This window comes from Lentzea sp. NPDC092896 (assembly GCF_044754905.1).
Lineage (GTDB): Bacteria > Actinomycetota > Actinomycetes > Mycobacteriales > Pseudonocardiaceae > Lentzea.
Map to the genome: position 1 here is coordinate 683,128 of NZ_JBIVPX010000005.1, position 13,563 is coordinate 696,690.

The following is a 13,563-nucleotide window of genomic DNA, read 5'->3' on the forward strand; positions in this document are numbered from 1 at the left end:
CCGGATCTTGGTCGATCTTGCTGACCGGCGTGGGCCTACAGCCGTAACCTGCGCACCGTGAGCGACAGAGGGTGGAGCAAGCGAGTCCGGGCGTTCGTCGCCGACGACAACCTCGACCTCTACCTCCTCGCCCTGGTGGGCCTGGTCTTCACGATCCTCGGCATCACGGGGCTGGTCGGCCTCGACAAGCTCGCGTCGGCCGTGCTCGCTCTGCTGGCCATCCTCGCCTTCTCGCAGATCAAGTCGAGGAAGCTGACCCAGCAGATCAGCCGAGTGACCGGCTCCGCGAGCGTCCTTCAGGCGGATTTTCCTCAGGACCTGATCGCGAGGCGGGAGTCAGCGTCCGAGTTCCTTCTTGTGGGAATCTCCATGACCAGGAACGTTCAGGGCATGCGCACCGCACTACCCGCCATCCTCAGGAGCGGCGGACGAGTCAGAGTGCTGGTGCTGGATCCCACGAACGAGCCTCTTCTGGCGATCGTGAACGGCCACCAGCCGTATCCACAGGGTGTTGATCAATTGCGTGCCCGGATCAGGGCGACACTGGACGACCTCACCGCGTTGCGCGACAGGCACGGCGGAGTGCTTGACGTCCGGGTGCTGTCCTGTATCCCGTCGGCTGGCTTCACATGCCTTGACGTGCAGAAACCGAACGCTGTCCTGTATGTGCAGCACTACGAGTTTCATCCGGAGAGCGAAGCGGCGCCGATCATGGTGTTGGCGAAGGGCGACGCACCCTGGTTCCAGCACTTCAGCGATGAGGCCGAGCGGCTATGGGCATCCGGCGTCGAGTGGCCCCTGAGCGCTCGAGTCCGGTCGGCGCGTGCTGGTCGTCCAGGATTCAGTGAAGCGTTCGGCGCAGATCTCACCGAGGTGCTCGATACCGCTGAGGAGGTACTGATCACCGGGGTGGCCAGGAATCACTTCGTGAACTCGCAGTTCGGCAAGCTCGAGACACGTCTCCACAACGGACAGAGACTGCGATTCCTGCTCGTGGATCCGGCGGCACCCGCCGTGGACGTGGTGGCCGCGCGGTACTACGCCGGACGCTCCGGCGACGCGGCCAGGGAAAGAATTCAAGGGAGTCTCCGGCTGCTGGGCGAGCTGAAACGGCTCACCAACGGGAATCTGTCGGTGAGGCTGACGAGCCATCCGCTGCCCATCGGTGTGTTCGCGGTCGACAGTGCGGGGCCGAGCGCCGCCGTGTACGCGGAGTACTACACCTATCAGGCTGCTGGTGAACCCAAGTTCGTCTTGCATCCCGGAGACGGCTTCAGCTTCCAATCGTTTCTCGGTGAGGCGGAGGCCCTGTGGGCGGAAGCCAAGCCATACGACCTCGGCTGACGTTGACAAGATCGCTACGATGATTTCAGTGTCGACCGAAAGGGATCACTGATGAGCGTCGGACGCGAGACCCGTCTGTCCGCCTGGATCGAGCGGTTCGCGGCCCACTTCGCCGAGGAGGGCATCCCGCTGATCGGCGGTCGCATCCTCGGCTACCTGCTGATCTGCCAGCCGGTGGAGCGCACCGCCGCCGAGCTCTCGCAGGAGCTGGAGGCGAGCAGCGGGTCGATCAGCACGAACCTCAAGTACCTGGTCAACGTCGGGCTGGTGACCAAGCGGACCCGGCGTGGCCGGCAGGCGGCGGAGTACCGGATCAACGAGAAGGCCTGGACGGACTTCATCCAGCGCAAGCTCAACGCCATCGCCAGCGTCCAGACGCTCACCGAGGACGGCATGCGGTTGCTCAGTGGTGATCCGGAGCGGTCGATGCGGCTCAGGACGGTCGACCACCTCTACGGTTGGCTCTCAGAGGAACTGCCCGCTTTGTGGGAGCGCAGGCCCGCCTCGCCGAAGTAGCGTGGTGCCATGTGGCACCCGTTTCGCGACGACATCGAGTACTACGAGGAGCGGGCCAGGGGATTGCTGGCCTCCGCGTGGGACGGCGTGCCCGGTGCGCTGGAGGTCTTCGACGACGTGCCGTTGACGGACGAGGGCGCGCACAGCGTCCTTGCCCAGGCGCACGGGTGTGAGGACTGGAAGGCGCTCAAGGCCAACATCCGCAAGCCGCGGCCGTTCGCCCGTGCCTACCAGGCCATCGAGATGCAGAACCCCGGTGAGCTCAAGGCGATCATCACGCGCGACCCGTGGCTCGTGAAGGCCAGCGGTACCAACGGCAACGACCTGCTCGGGCTGGCGACGGCCAAGTGCGACGAGCGGCTGGTCGAGGTGCTGCTCAACGACGGCGCGGACATCGACCACCAGAACGTCCACGGCTGGACGGCGTTGCACCAGGCGGCGTACTCGAACCTGCCGAACCTCGCGGAACTGCTGCTCGCCAAGGGCGCTCGCACCGATCTGGACGCACGCGGCGAAGGCGGCACGCCGCTCACCGTCGCGTTGTTCTGGGGCAACGGAGAAGCCGCCGAACTTCTGGCGCGAAGGGGAGTTCACCCGCCGAACCTGCGCACCGCGGCCGGCCTGGGAGACCTGGACCTGGCGACCGAACCGGAGGCCAGGAGAGGCTATTACCGGCCCCACAGCGGTTTCCCGCGCTGGTGGCCGACGAACGACCCGCAGGAAGTGCTCGACGAGGCGTTGTCGTGGGCCGCGCGCAACGACCGCACCGAGGTCCTGGGCGACCTGCTCAAGCGCGGCGCCCGGATCGACGCGGACGTCTACCGCGGCACCGCACTCGCGTGGGCGGCCTGGTGCGGGCTGGAGAACGCCACCCGCACGTTGCTCGACCTGGGCGCGGATCCCAACCAGCGCACGGGTTTCGGCGGGCCGATGCACGGCGAGGGTGTGACGGCGCTGCATCTGGCGGCCGAACGCGGCCACCTCGAGGTGATCCGGATCCTGCTCGACGCGGGCGCCGACAAGACGATCACGGACGTCAACTTCGAGGCGACACCGGCGAACTGGGCCGGTCACAACGACCGGGGAGAAGCTCAGGCCTTGCTGAGCGCCTGATCGTCGGAGGGCAGCTCTACCTCGTGCGTGCGCTCACGTGACGACGTCCACAAAGCAGCCGTGGCAACGACAACAGCACCGGCGCCGAGCACGTGGATCGACACCAGCACCTCGGGCACGCCCGTCCAGTACTGCACCATGCCCAGCGCGCCCTGAGCGAGCACGACGCCGACCAACGTCCAGTAGGAGCGGGTGCGGGTGAAGAACCCGACCGCGATCAGCAGGCCCAGGAACAGGAACAGCAGGTCCGCGTGGATCTGCGCCAAAGTCGCCACCTCGACGCCCAGACGCGGGGTCGCCGAGTCGCCGGCGTGCGGGCCGGCGGCCGTGACCCACGTGCCCGCGAGCAGCAACGCGCCCAGCACGACGGCCATGACGACCTGGAGCTTCATCAACGGCGCCGGCACCTTCAAGCGAGCCGGGCCGTCACCTTCGGACAGCGAGCTCACGAGCAGCACGGCCATCCACACCAGGCCCATCGAGATCATGAAGTGGATCGACACGGTGTACCAGGCCAGGCCGGTCAGCACGGTGATGCCGCCGACGACCGCCTGCACGGCCACACCGACGAGCTGGACGAGCGAGAGCACGAGAACTCGCCTGCGCCGCGGCAGGTTGTACCAGGCCGCCAGCACGCACAGGCCCGCGATGACGCCGACGACACCGGTCAGCGTGCGGTTGCCGAACTCGACCCACTGGTGCAGTGCCGCGACCTCGGGGTGCTCGACCGGGACGACGCTGCCCTCGACGCACTGCGGCCACGTCGGGCAACCCAGGCCCGAGCCGGTCACGCGGACGATCGACCCGGTGACCGCGATTCCGGCCTGCGCGATGACGACGGCAATCGCGAAGGCGCGCTGCCAGGACACGAGGAAGGCGGTCAGCTTCGACACGCCAACGATCGTAGGTGTCGTCAGGTGAGGCGAGTCGTCCGGGTAGCCAGAGCGCCCGCGACAACGCCCCAGGCCACGAGCACTGCGATCGGGCCCACACCCGGAGCGGTGCCGTGCACCACAGAGGTTTCCAGAGCTTCAGCCAGAGCGGCGGATGGCAGCAGGTGCACGAACCCGACCGGCACCGACAGAGCCACGCCACCGACCATAAGCAGCACGAACCAGATGATGTTCGCCAGCGCCAGCACGATCTCGGCGCGCAGCGCCCCACCCAGCAGCACGCCCAGCGCACCGAACGTCAGCGTGCCCAGGACGATCAGCAGCACGACCCACGGCAGACCGGCCAGCGGGAAGCGCCAGCCCAGGATCAACGCCGTCACGCCGAGCAACACGATCTGCAACGCGACCACGACCAGCGCGCCGCAGACCCGTCCGGCGACCAAGAGCCACCGGGGCAGCGCCGAGGCCGAAAGCCGCTTCAGCACGCCATAACGCCGGTCGAACCCGAGAGCGATGGCCTGCCCGGTGAACGCCGACGAGATGATCGCCAGCGCGAAGATCCGCGCGGTGGCGGACCCGACGCGCGGCTCCGGCATCGGGATCACCGACATCAACGACAGAGCCACCAGCAACGCCAGCGGGATGATCACGGTCAGCAGGATCTGCTCGCCGTTGCGCAACGTCAGCAACGCCTCGGTGCGCGCGTGCACGAAGAGCATGCGCGGCAACGAACCGCGGCCGGGCGCGGGCTTGAACGTGCCGGGAGCGAAGGTGGTCACGAGCGCAGCTCCCTGCCGGTCAGCTCCAGGAAAACGTCTTCGAGGCTGCGCTTGGCCACCGTGAGCTCCTCGGCCAGCACGCCCTGCTGAGCGCACCACGACGTCACGGTGGACACGACCTGCGGGTCGATCATGCCTTCCACGACGTACGCGCCCTTTGTCGCCTCGCGCACCTTCAGGCCCTCGGGCAGTGCGGCGGACAGCAACGTGAGGTCGAGACCGGGTCGCGCGCGGAACCGCAGCTGCTGGTCGTCCGGCCGGTTGGCGGTCAGCTCCGCGGGCGAGCCCTGCGCGACCACGCGGCCCTCGTCGATGATCACGACGTTGTCCGCGAGCGCCTCGGCCTCGTCCATCAGGTGCGTCGTGAGCAGCACGGCCACGCCGTCGTCGCGAAGCGCCCCCACGAGGTCCCACACCAGACGGCGCGCCTGCGGGTCCATGCCCGCGGTCGGCTCGTCCAGGAACACGAGTTCGGGACGTCCGATCAACGCGCACGCGAGCGAGAGCCGCTGCTGCTGGCCGCCGGACAACCTCTTGTACGGGGTGCGCACGGCACCACCGAGTCCCAGGATCTCGATCAGCCACTTGGGATCGAGCGGGTTGGCCGCGCAGGCCGCGACGAGGTTCAGCATCTCCTCGGCGCGAATGCCGGGATAACCGCCACCGCCCTGCGGCATCACGCCGATCCGCGGCCGCAGCGCCTCGGAGCCCGGCGCCATGCCGAGCACGCGCACCGAGCCGTCGTCGGCGGTGCGGAAGCCCTCGCAGATCTCGACGGTCGTCGTCTTGCCCGCGCCGTTGGGCCCGAGCAGGGCGAGAACGGTGCCGGGCTGCTGAACGAGGTCGAGGCCGTCGACGGCGGTCTTCGAGCCGTATCTCTTGACCAGCCCCGACACTTCCACCGCAGGCTGGGGATTCGGGCTCACGAGCACGCAGCCTAGGCGGTCCGGGCAATGCGCACGCACCTGGGTCATTCGGCCCATTCCTGAAGCAGAGCTGAAAAAGGTGGGGCTAGCCCTACCCCTGCGACTCAGGGACACCTCAGGGTCCCCTCGGGGGAGTTCCCCATTGGTTGATCACCGCGTTCACAAGAGACTTTTGTCGTGATCGAGGCGGGGGCGAAAAGGCGGGGCCTGGTGGTCGGGGGGCTGGTGTTCTCACTGGTTCCGATTTTCTACCTGCATGTGATGTCGGCAGGTCAGCTCAACCCGGTCACGGACGTGATCAGCGACTACGTGTTCGTGAACAACGGCACGGGCTGGCTCGCGGCGACGTCTCTTAGTCTCGCGGCCGTCTCGGCGTTGCTCGCCGTCAACCTGCGGGGTGTAGGCAGGTCAGCGCAGTGGCTGATCGGCGTCTGGTCGGCGGGTCTGACCGTGTCGACGATCTTCCCGACCGATCCGACGGGAGCGCCGACCTCGTTGTCCGGCTATGTCCACCGATACGCCGGAGCGGTCATGTTCATGGCTCTGCCCGCGGCCGGTGTGCTCATCGCCCGCAAATTTCCGGCTCTGCTCGGTGTCGCAATAACGGCGAGCGTCTCGAGTGCGGCGTTTCTGGTGAGTCACGTTTCCTTCGCCGGTTTCGAGGCGCGCGGACTTACGGAACGCGTTTTGTTCGCATCCCTTTACGGACTCCTTTTCGCCATCGCGGCACTACAGGTGAGGCGCACCTCATGACCATGCTCGCCATCACGCTCGCCGTGTTCGGTGCCGTGTGCTTCGCCCTCGCGGCCCGCCTGCAGCACGACGCGATCGCCGAGACCGGTGCCCGTGCCAGTGTTCTCCGCCAGCCCCGGTGGCTCGCCGGGTTCGCGCTGCTCGTCGGCGGTGCCGGGGTGCACGCGGCCGCGCTCGGCATGGCGCCGTTGACCGTCGTGCAGCCGATCGGTGTCCTCGCGATCGGCATGACCGCGTTGATGGACCGCCGTTTCCGCGAGTTGCCGGCGATCCTGCTCACGACCGTGGGCGTGGGTGCGTTCGTGTTGCTCGCCTCGGGCAGTGCGACCGCGACCAAGGTCGTGCCGGACGTCGAACTCACCGCCGGACTCGTGACTCTCGGCCTGATCGCGGTGCCGGGCGTGATCGCAGCCCTTACGCCGAACGCGCGCATTCGTGCCGTGGCGTTCGCATCGGCTGGTGGCGTTGCGTACGGGTATGTGTCCGTGCTGATGCGTGCTGTCTCACAGTCGGTGCAGCAAGGCGGTTTCGGGCTCTCGCACCTCGCGTCCGTGCTCGGCATCGCCATCTCACTCGCCGTCGGCGGCTGGCTGGTCCAGCACGCCTACGCCGGCGGACCTCCTCATCTCGCCGTCGCCTGCCTGACCGTGGTGGACCCGCTGGTCGCGGTCGGCCTCGGCGCCTTCCTGCTCGGCGAAGCAGCACATTTGTCTCCTTTGACCGGTGTCGCGCTGTTCGCCTGCGCTCTCGCCGCCGTTAGCGGCGTGTTCGCACTTGCTCGTCAACCTCGTGAAAACATCCGAACGGAGCTTCTCGTGAACACCTCCAGCGCGCTTCGCGTCGTCATCGCCGCGGACACGTTCCCGCCGGACGTCAACGGTGCCGCGCGTTTCGCGCAGCGCCTGGCGGTCGGGCTCGCCGAGAACGGTCACGACGTCCACGTCATCGCCCCGGACTCGCCCAGGGCCACGGAGATCCCCGGTGTCACGGTCCACCGGCTGCGTTCGCACCGGCTCCCGTTCTACCCGGACTTCCGCTTCTGCCTGCCGTGGCAGGCGTCGAAGGAGGCCGACGAACTGGTCAAGTCGCTCAGGCCGGACGTCGTGCACGTCCAGGCGCACTTCGTGGTGGGCCGGTTCGTCCTGAACTCCGCTGTCGCCCAAGGGATTCCGACGCTCGCCACGAACCACTTCATGCCGGAGAACCTGTTCAGCCACGCCCACCTGCCGAAGTTCCTGCAGGGCATGGCCCGCAGGTTCGCCTACCGCGACCTGGCCCGCGTCTTCGGCCGCGCCGACGTCGTCACCGCGCCGACCCCGCGCGCCGTGCAGCTGTTGCACGACAGCGGTTTCCCCGAACGCGCGGTGCCCGTCTCGTGCGGCATCGACATCGCCCGCTACCAGCGCGAGGTCACCCACAACGACCGGCCGACCGCGCTGTTCGTCGGACGGCTGGACGAGGAGAAGCGCGTCGACGAGTTCCTGCGCGCCCTGGCTCGCGTGCCCGGCGCGTTCGGCGAGATCGTCGGGGACGGCACCTGCAAGGCCGAGTGGGAGCTGCTGGCCCGCGACCTGGGCATCACCGACCGGGTCCGCTTCCACGGCTTCGTGTCCGAGGACGACCTGCTCGACGCCTACGCCCGCGCCGACCTGTTCGTCATGCCCGGTGTCGCGGAACTGCAGAGCCTCGCGACGATGGAGGCGATGGCCGCGGGCAAGCCGGTGATCGCCGCGAACGCCATGGCGCTGCCGCACCTCGTGCACCCCGGCCGCAACGGCTGGCTGTTCGAGCCCGGCGACGTGAACCAGCTGGCCCAGCGCCTGCACACGCTGGTGCACGACGCGCCGATGCGGGCGCGGATGGGCGCCGCCAGCAGCGAGATCATCTCGCACCACGCGCTGGCGACGACCTTGGAGCGCTTCGAGGCGCTGTACGCGCGGGCGATGGGCCAGACGGTCCCCGTCATCGCGCTGGCGGCCTGAGGTTCAGGCGGGGAGGGACGCGGCCTGACGGGGGAATCGTCGGGCCGGGTGTCCAGGCCGGTTGCCAGGGCCGGGGTCAGCGTTCGTCCGCGGGGAAGTCCGCGGAGGCGCTGATCTCGGCCCACTTCTGCGTCTCCGCACTCCTGCGGGCCTCCGCCGCCAGCACCGTCTCGACGGCGGCGGCACCCAGCACCAGACGACGTGGCGGCTCGTCCGAGGCGACGACGTCGAGGATCACCCGCGCCGCACGGGCGGGGTCGCCGGGCTGCACGCCGTCGGTCTCGTCGCGGAAGCGGTTGATCGCGCCGACGGTCTCGTCGTAGTCGGGGCCGGCCTCGTGGCGGACCATCGAGGAACCCTGCCAGTCGGTGCGGAACGCGCCCGGCTCGACGATCACGACCCGCACGCCGAACGGCGCCACCTCGTTCGCCAGCACCTCGGAGAAGCCCTCCACCGCGAACTTCGCGGTCTGGTAGGCGCCCATGCCCGGCGTGCCACCCGCGCGGCCGCCGACCGACGAGAACTGCACGAAGGTGCCGGAACGCTGCTGCCGCAACACGGGCAACGCCGCGCGGGTCACGTTCACGACGCCGAACAGGTTCGCTTCGATCTGGGCGCGGAAGTCGTCCTCGGCCATCTCCTCGATGGGCGCGCTGTTGGCGTATCCCGCGTTGTTCACGACCACGTCGAGCGAGCCGAACACCTCGACGGTCCGCTCGACCGCCCGGCGGGCCGCGTCCGGGTCGGTGACGTCCAGCGCGATCGTGCGCACCCGGTCCCCGAACCGCTCCACCAGGTCTTCGAGCTGTTCAGGGCGTCGCGCCGTCGCGACGACGCGGTCACCCGCCTCTGCCGCGGCCTCGGCGAGCCTGCGCCCGAAACCCCGCGACGCCCCGGTGATGAGCCACGTCTTCGACATCGTCCGCTCCTTCGTAAGTGTCACTCTCTATGACACTTACGACGCCGGAGGCAGCCCGGAAATGCCCGCGAGGGGCATGGCCTCGGTCACAGGTCAGGCGCCCACGCCGTGCAGGAACGTCTCGATCACGAGTTCGGCGGCCGGACCGGGCTGAAGTGACGGCATCTCCTGCGCGACCGTGTGCAGCTGGGTCTGCAGCATCCGCAACGTCCAGCCCGCGGGCAGTCCGGACGCGATCACGCCCGCCTCCTCGGCACGGCGCAGGAAGCCGTCCATCCGCTCGTCCAGCTCCTCGCGGCGCCGCTGGATCGCCGGATCGGTCACCGCGCGGATGTCGACGGGCCAGTCGCGGCTGAGCCGGATGCCGCCCTCGGCGAACGCCAGCAGCGCGTCGCGCACCGGTCGTTCGCCGGAGAAGGCCTCTTCGATCAGCGCCTCCAGCCGGTCCAGCCGCGTGCGGTAGACCGCCAGCAGCAGGTCCTCGCGGGAGTCGAAGCGCCGGTAGACGGTCCGCTTGTCCACGCCGGCCGCGGCGGCGACGTCGCTGATCCGCGCGAGGGGGTCCGCCGAGAACACCCGCGCGGCCGCCCGCAGCACCGCTTCGACGTTGCGCGTCGCGTCGGCCCTCACGCGCGTGCCCTGAGCTTCTCCCCGATCCGTTGCGCGACGAGCAGCCCGGCCTGGGAGAGGCTGAGCTCGCCGGGGTGCTCGCCCTCGCCCTTCACCAGGAACCGGTACAGCGAGGCGTGCCCCTCCAGCCGTTCGCGCAACGTCGCCGCGACGTCGGAGCCGTCCGGGTAGATCGCCGGAATCGCCTCGGCCACCAGCTGCTCGCGGATCCGGCGGCGTTCGATCCGCGGCACGTACCAGGACGTGATCAGCAGCAGCGTCAGGCCGAACGCCAGCGCGGTGCCGATCACCGCCTGCCAGCCCCACCCGCGCGGCCCGATGACCAGCAGCACGTCGGCGATCGCCAGGTAAACCACGCCGTAGACGACGGCCCAGCCGGCGGTCGCGGCGGCGGGAGGCTCCGCGCGTTCCGTGCCCCACACGCCCTCGACCCGGCGCCAGCGCTGCAGCGACTTGCCGCTCGACAGCGCCATGTAGACGCCGAACGCTCCACAGAGGACCGAAGCCGGGATCACCAGCCACGGCTTGAGGTGCAGCTCGAACCGCCACACCGACCAGACCATCCCCGCGACGGCCAGCACCACGGCCGCCTGCTTCCAGCGGCGCTTGACGATCTGCAACGGCCGGAAGTCGGCCAGCACGGCGAGCGGCGTGCGGATCGGCGCGGGCAACGAGCCGAGCACCAGCAGGGCCACGACGACGGCGGCGACGCCGGCCACCGTGATCGTGCCGGTGGTGATCTCGGCGTTGTCGTCCGGCATCCGCTCGACGGCTATGGCCACCAACGGAATCACGGGGGACAGCAACACCAGCCCGTGCAGCATCGTGCCGCTGCGCAGGGCCGCGTAACCGAAAGCCGCGAGGAGGCTGGCCGCGCCGATCGCCGCGCCCGGACCCGCCGCCCACGCGGGCAGCATGCCGAACAACGCCATCACGACCAGCGCGCCGCCGACCGCGAGCCCGAGCAGCCCGAGGAACTGCGCGAGGTTGCCGCCGCGGGTCAGACCGGTGATCGTCCAGTAGGGGAGCAGCGCGGCCCCGCGGACCACGCGCGTCACGGGACGGACGGCGGCGAGCCCTGACCGTTCGGAGTCGGCGACCGTGACGGCGACGGCCGCGGCGTTCGCGGCCGTGCGGATCATCTGGTCCGACGCCGCTTCCTGGGTGAGTGGCTCACGGCCGATGCCGGCGCGGTCGAAGGCGTTGAGCGCCGACATGCCGAGCGTGACCGTGTGCTCGTGCGGATATTCCAGGCGCCGCAACAGGTCCGCGTGCTCTTCGAGGAACAGCTCACCGCGCGAACGCTTGTCGGCGCCGTCACCGCGGTCGGCGATGATCGCGGCCCGCAGCCGGGGGAGCTCCTCGCAGATGATCCGCCAGTGCAGGCCCCACGCGGCCAGCTCGGCGAGCTTCATCGACGACGGCGACAGCTCGTTCTCGGTCTCGTAGATGCCGCAGAGTTCCTTCTTCGCCTCTTCCGCGCACACGGCGACCTGCATCGGCAGCTCCAGGCCGAACATCGCCGTGACGACCTGGTCGACCACGGCCCCCGCCCGTTCCTCCGCCGTGCGCTCGTCACCGTCAGGCCGTCCGAGGAGGTCCATCCTGCGCAACCGGCGCGGGTCGAACAGCACGCGGCACAGCATCGTGGCGCCGTCGAGCCGTCCCCAGATCCAGTCGTTGACCCGCCACGACCGCTTGAGGAACCCGGAGAACCGCGACAGCGACGCCCCACCGGCCTTGTCGTCGGCCGTGATCGACTGCTGCGCGAACGCGTTGCGGGTCTGCAGCGACACCTGCACCAGCTCGACCGCCGTGTCCAGCCCGGTCGACGCGTCGTCGGACAGGCACGTGCCGGCGATCTCCAGCGCCAGCAGGCGACTGAGCCACCGCTCGCCGTCGTCGAGCCCGGCCTCCGCCGGGGTGGCCGCGGGGTCGAGCAGGGCGTGCCAGCAGACCAGGCCGCCGAGCTTCAGGCGGCGCTCGTCGAGCTCCGTGATCACCTTCCGCGCGGCGCCGACGATCCGGCCGATCTCGGCGACCTGAGCCCTGACCTCCAGGCCGAGATGCCCGTCGATCAGGTGCTCGTGGTAGCTCGCGAGCCTGCCGGTCCAGTAGGTCTCGCCGAGCGAGTCGGACGGCTTCCAGTCGAACAGCTCGGTGCGCAGCCGACGCAGTTCGGCGCGGACCTGGTGGAGTTCGCGGCGGACCGTGGTGATCTCCTCGGCCTGGCCCTCGTCCACCACCCACACGAGCCGCTTGAGCAGGTCGAGTGCCGACGCCCCGAGGCGTTCGGCCATCGTGATGCCCCATTCCCAGCCCGTGTCCTCGCGGCACACGACGCCCGGCAGCCGCACCCCCGGCACGTACGGCAGGACGCCGTGCAGCTTCTTCCACTTGCGCTGCGCGGTCTCCGCGGCCCGGCGCGCCCGTTCGAACGACCAGTTCGCCGGATTCCCCTTGGGCAGCGCGAACTGCTGCGCCGTCACCTGGCGGGCGGCCAGCCGGATCTCGATGTCCTCGTAGTGGCCGAAGAGCTTGTCCGCCAGCGAGTACACCTCGCCGACCACGTCGTCGCCGCCCGCGTGCAGGCGTTCCAGCAACGACATCCGGCCGCCCCTGCTGCTCGCGGCGCGCCGGTTGTGCTCCTCGATCTTCTCGACGTAGGTCCTGTTGGCCTGGCTGGACATCGCGCCCAGCAGCTTGCCGCCGGACCCGACCGTCGTCAGCCCGCTGTCGATCGCGTCGGCCATCGGCTCGGAACCCAGCGGCTCGGCGTGCGGGAAGACCAGCAGCATCACCCGCCGCACCGGCCCGTCCGCCGGCATCCGGTCGATGGCTTCGAGCGCCTCCTTCGTCGGCGTGTTCACGAGAACGCCACCGTCGACCGCGAACCTGCTGCGGTCGGCGCCGTTGGCCCAGCTGGCGACGTCCGCCATGTCCGGGCGGTCCGGCGTCGCCTGGCCGCCGACGGGGATGAAGCTCGGCTCGAACGCGAACGGGAAGCTGGCACTGCTGCGCGCGGCCAGCGCGAGCTGAAGCACGCGGTCGTTCAGCGTGGCGGGCGTGAAGTCGTCGCGGGTGTCCTCGGAGACCCAGGTGTACGGGTCGCGGCGGAACGAGAACGAGCCCTGGTGCACCGACTGGGTCAGCGGCTGGCCCAGGTCGTCGTAGGTGATCGTCGGAACGCCGCCCAGCAGCGTGGTGGTGATCCGCAGGTCGATCGGGCGTTGGTCCGGCTCGGTGGGCTCGAAGTCCGTGGTGAGCCGCGCCAGCGCCTCCTGCAACCGGGGGAGGAAGAACTCGTCGCCCTTGAGCAGCGACGCCGGCTGGCCGCGGAACGGAGTGCGCAGCAGCTGTTCCATCCGGCCCTGCTCGGCCCAGAGATCCCGGAGCCTCGTCAGGTCGGCGTGCTTGTTGACCTGCGACAACGCCAGCGCGGCGCCGTTGATGCCGCCCGCGGACGTGCCCGCGATGACGTCCGCTCTGGCCGTGCAGCCGACCAGGTCGAGCAGCGGCTGGTACACCGATCCGGGCCTGGTCAGCCGGTCGAGCTCCAGCACGACGCCGCCCATCCAGACGGCGAGGCTCACGCCCCCGTTGAGCACGACGGCGAACCGGACCTCTTCGCGCGACATGGGTTGTTCGGACATCACACGTCACCCCCTCCGGCGACGATCTTCCTACGTCCAGTAGGTCGTCCGCCGG

11 protein-coding genes are annotated in these 13,563 nt (G+C 69.6%); 5 read left to right on the plus strand and 6 right to left on the minus strand.

From position 1 onward, the window contains the following. Nucleotides 1-57: 57 nt before the first annotated feature. The 3 genes from ACIQF0_RS27670 to ACIQF0_RS27680 are packed head-to-tail and all read left to right on the plus strand — an operon-like array spanning nucleotide 58 to nucleotide 2,973. Nucleotides 58-1,344 carry a hypothetical protein gene (locus tag ACIQF0_RS27670; protein ID WP_401033823.1) on the plus strand — a complete coding sequence of 429 codons (1,287 nt, stop codon included), beginning with the start codon at nucleotides 58-60 and terminating at the stop codon, nucleotides 1,342-1,344. A gap of 51 nt (nucleotides 1,345-1,395) precedes the next feature. Continuing rightward, complete coding sequence (locus ACIQF0_RS27675; protein WP_360031338.1) at nucleotides 1,396-1,860, plus strand: transcriptional regulator; 465 nt, start codon at nucleotides 1,396-1,398, stop codon at nucleotides 1,858-1,860. Nucleotides 1,861-1,869: 9 nt separating this feature from the next. Continuing rightward, nucleotides 1,870-2,973 carry an ankyrin repeat domain-containing protein gene (locus tag ACIQF0_RS27680; RefSeq protein WP_401033826.1) on the plus strand — a complete coding sequence of 368 codons (1,104 nt, stop codon included), beginning with the start codon at nucleotides 1,870-1,872 and terminating at the stop codon, nucleotides 2,971-2,973. Here ACIQF0_RS27680 and ACIQF0_RS27685 read toward each other — a convergent pair. From ACIQF0_RS27685 to ACIQF0_RS27695, 3 genes are read right to left on the minus strand one after another with little or no spacing between them, the layout of a single operon-like run. After that, nucleotides 2,952-3,875, minus strand: coding sequence for a heme A synthase (locus ACIQF0_RS27685; RefSeq protein ID WP_401033920.1), 924 nt, complete (start codon nucleotides 3,873-3,875; stop codon nucleotides 2,952-2,954). The two genes, ACIQF0_RS27680 and ACIQF0_RS27685, sit on opposite strands and share 22 nt — an antisense overlap. A gap of 11 nt (nucleotides 3,876-3,886) precedes the next feature. Continuing rightward, complete coding sequence (locus tag ACIQF0_RS27690) at nucleotides 3,887-4,645, minus strand: ABC transporter permease (protein WP_401033828.1); 759 nt, start codon at nucleotides 4,643-4,645, stop codon at nucleotides 3,887-3,889. Further along, nucleotides 4,642-5,547 carry an ABC transporter ATP-binding protein gene (locus ACIQF0_RS27695; protein WP_360032500.1) on the minus strand — a complete coding sequence of 302 codons (906 nt, stop codon included), beginning with the start codon at nucleotides 5,545-5,547 and terminating at the stop codon, nucleotides 4,642-4,644. The genes ACIQF0_RS27690 and ACIQF0_RS27695 overlap by 4 nt, the downstream gene beginning before the upstream one ends. A gap of 201 nt (nucleotides 5,548-5,748) precedes the next feature. Between ACIQF0_RS27695 and ACIQF0_RS27700 the strand changes: the two genes are divergently transcribed. Both ACIQF0_RS27700 and ACIQF0_RS27705 read left to right on the plus strand, forming a co-directional pair. After that, nucleotides 5,749-6,324, plus strand: coding sequence for a DUF998 domain-containing protein (locus tag ACIQF0_RS27700; protein ID WP_360031330.1), 576 nt, complete (start codon nucleotides 5,749-5,751; stop codon nucleotides 6,322-6,324). Beyond that, nucleotides 6,321-8,306, plus strand: a complete 1,986-nt coding sequence (locus tag ACIQF0_RS27705; RefSeq protein WP_360031328.1) for a glycosyltransferase — start codon at nucleotides 6,321-6,323, stop codon at nucleotides 8,304-8,306. The genes ACIQF0_RS27700 and ACIQF0_RS27705 overlap by 4 nt, the downstream gene beginning before the upstream one ends. A gap of 76 nt (nucleotides 8,307-8,382) precedes the next feature. Here the strand turns inward: ACIQF0_RS27705 and ACIQF0_RS27710 are convergent, their stop codons facing one another. From ACIQF0_RS27710 to ACIQF0_RS27720, 3 genes are all read right to left on the minus strand, one after another. Next, on the minus strand, nucleotides 8,383-9,225 hold the full coding sequence (locus ACIQF0_RS27710; protein WP_401033832.1) for an oxidoreductase: 843 nt from the start codon (nucleotides 9,223-9,225) through the stop codon (nucleotides 8,383-8,385). A gap of 93 nt (nucleotides 9,226-9,318) precedes the next feature. Next, nucleotides 9,319-9,855, minus strand: a complete 537-nt coding sequence (locus ACIQF0_RS27715) for a TetR/AcrR family transcriptional regulator (RefSeq protein ID WP_401033834.1) — start codon at nucleotides 9,853-9,855, stop codon at nucleotides 9,319-9,321. Then, the gene (locus tag ACIQF0_RS27720; protein ID WP_401033836.1) at nucleotides 9,852-13,508 is read right to left on the minus strand and encodes a patatin-like protein; all 3,657 of its coding nucleotides are present in this window, start codon (nucleotides 13,506-13,508) and stop codon (nucleotides 9,852-9,854) included. Before ACIQF0_RS27720 ends, ACIQF0_RS27715 begins: the two co-directional genes overlap by 4 nt. Nucleotides 13,509-13,563 lie beyond the last annotated feature (55 nt).

Bases quoted from the DNA above. Each gene is read 5' to 3' on its own strand.
- ACIQF0_RS27720 (WP_401033836.1), bottom strand. From the start codon at position 13,508: ATGTCCGAACAACCCATGTCGCGCGAAGAGGTCCGGTTCGCCGTCGTG.
- ACIQF0_RS27675 (WP_360031338.1), top strand. From the start codon at position 1,396: ATGAGCGTCGGACGCGAGACCCGTCTGTCCGCCTGGATCGAGCGGTTC.
- ACIQF0_RS27680 (WP_401033826.1), top strand. From the start codon at position 1,870: ATGTGGCACCCGTTTCGCGACGACATCGAGTACTACGAGGAGCGGGCC.
- ACIQF0_RS27710 (WP_401033832.1), bottom strand. From the start codon at position 9,225: ATGTCGAAGACGTGGCTCATCACCGGGGCGTCGCGGGGTTTCGGGCGC.
- ACIQF0_RS27705 (WP_360031328.1), top strand. From the start codon at position 6,321: ATGACCATGCTCGCCATCACGCTCGCCGTGTTCGGTGCCGTGTGCTTC.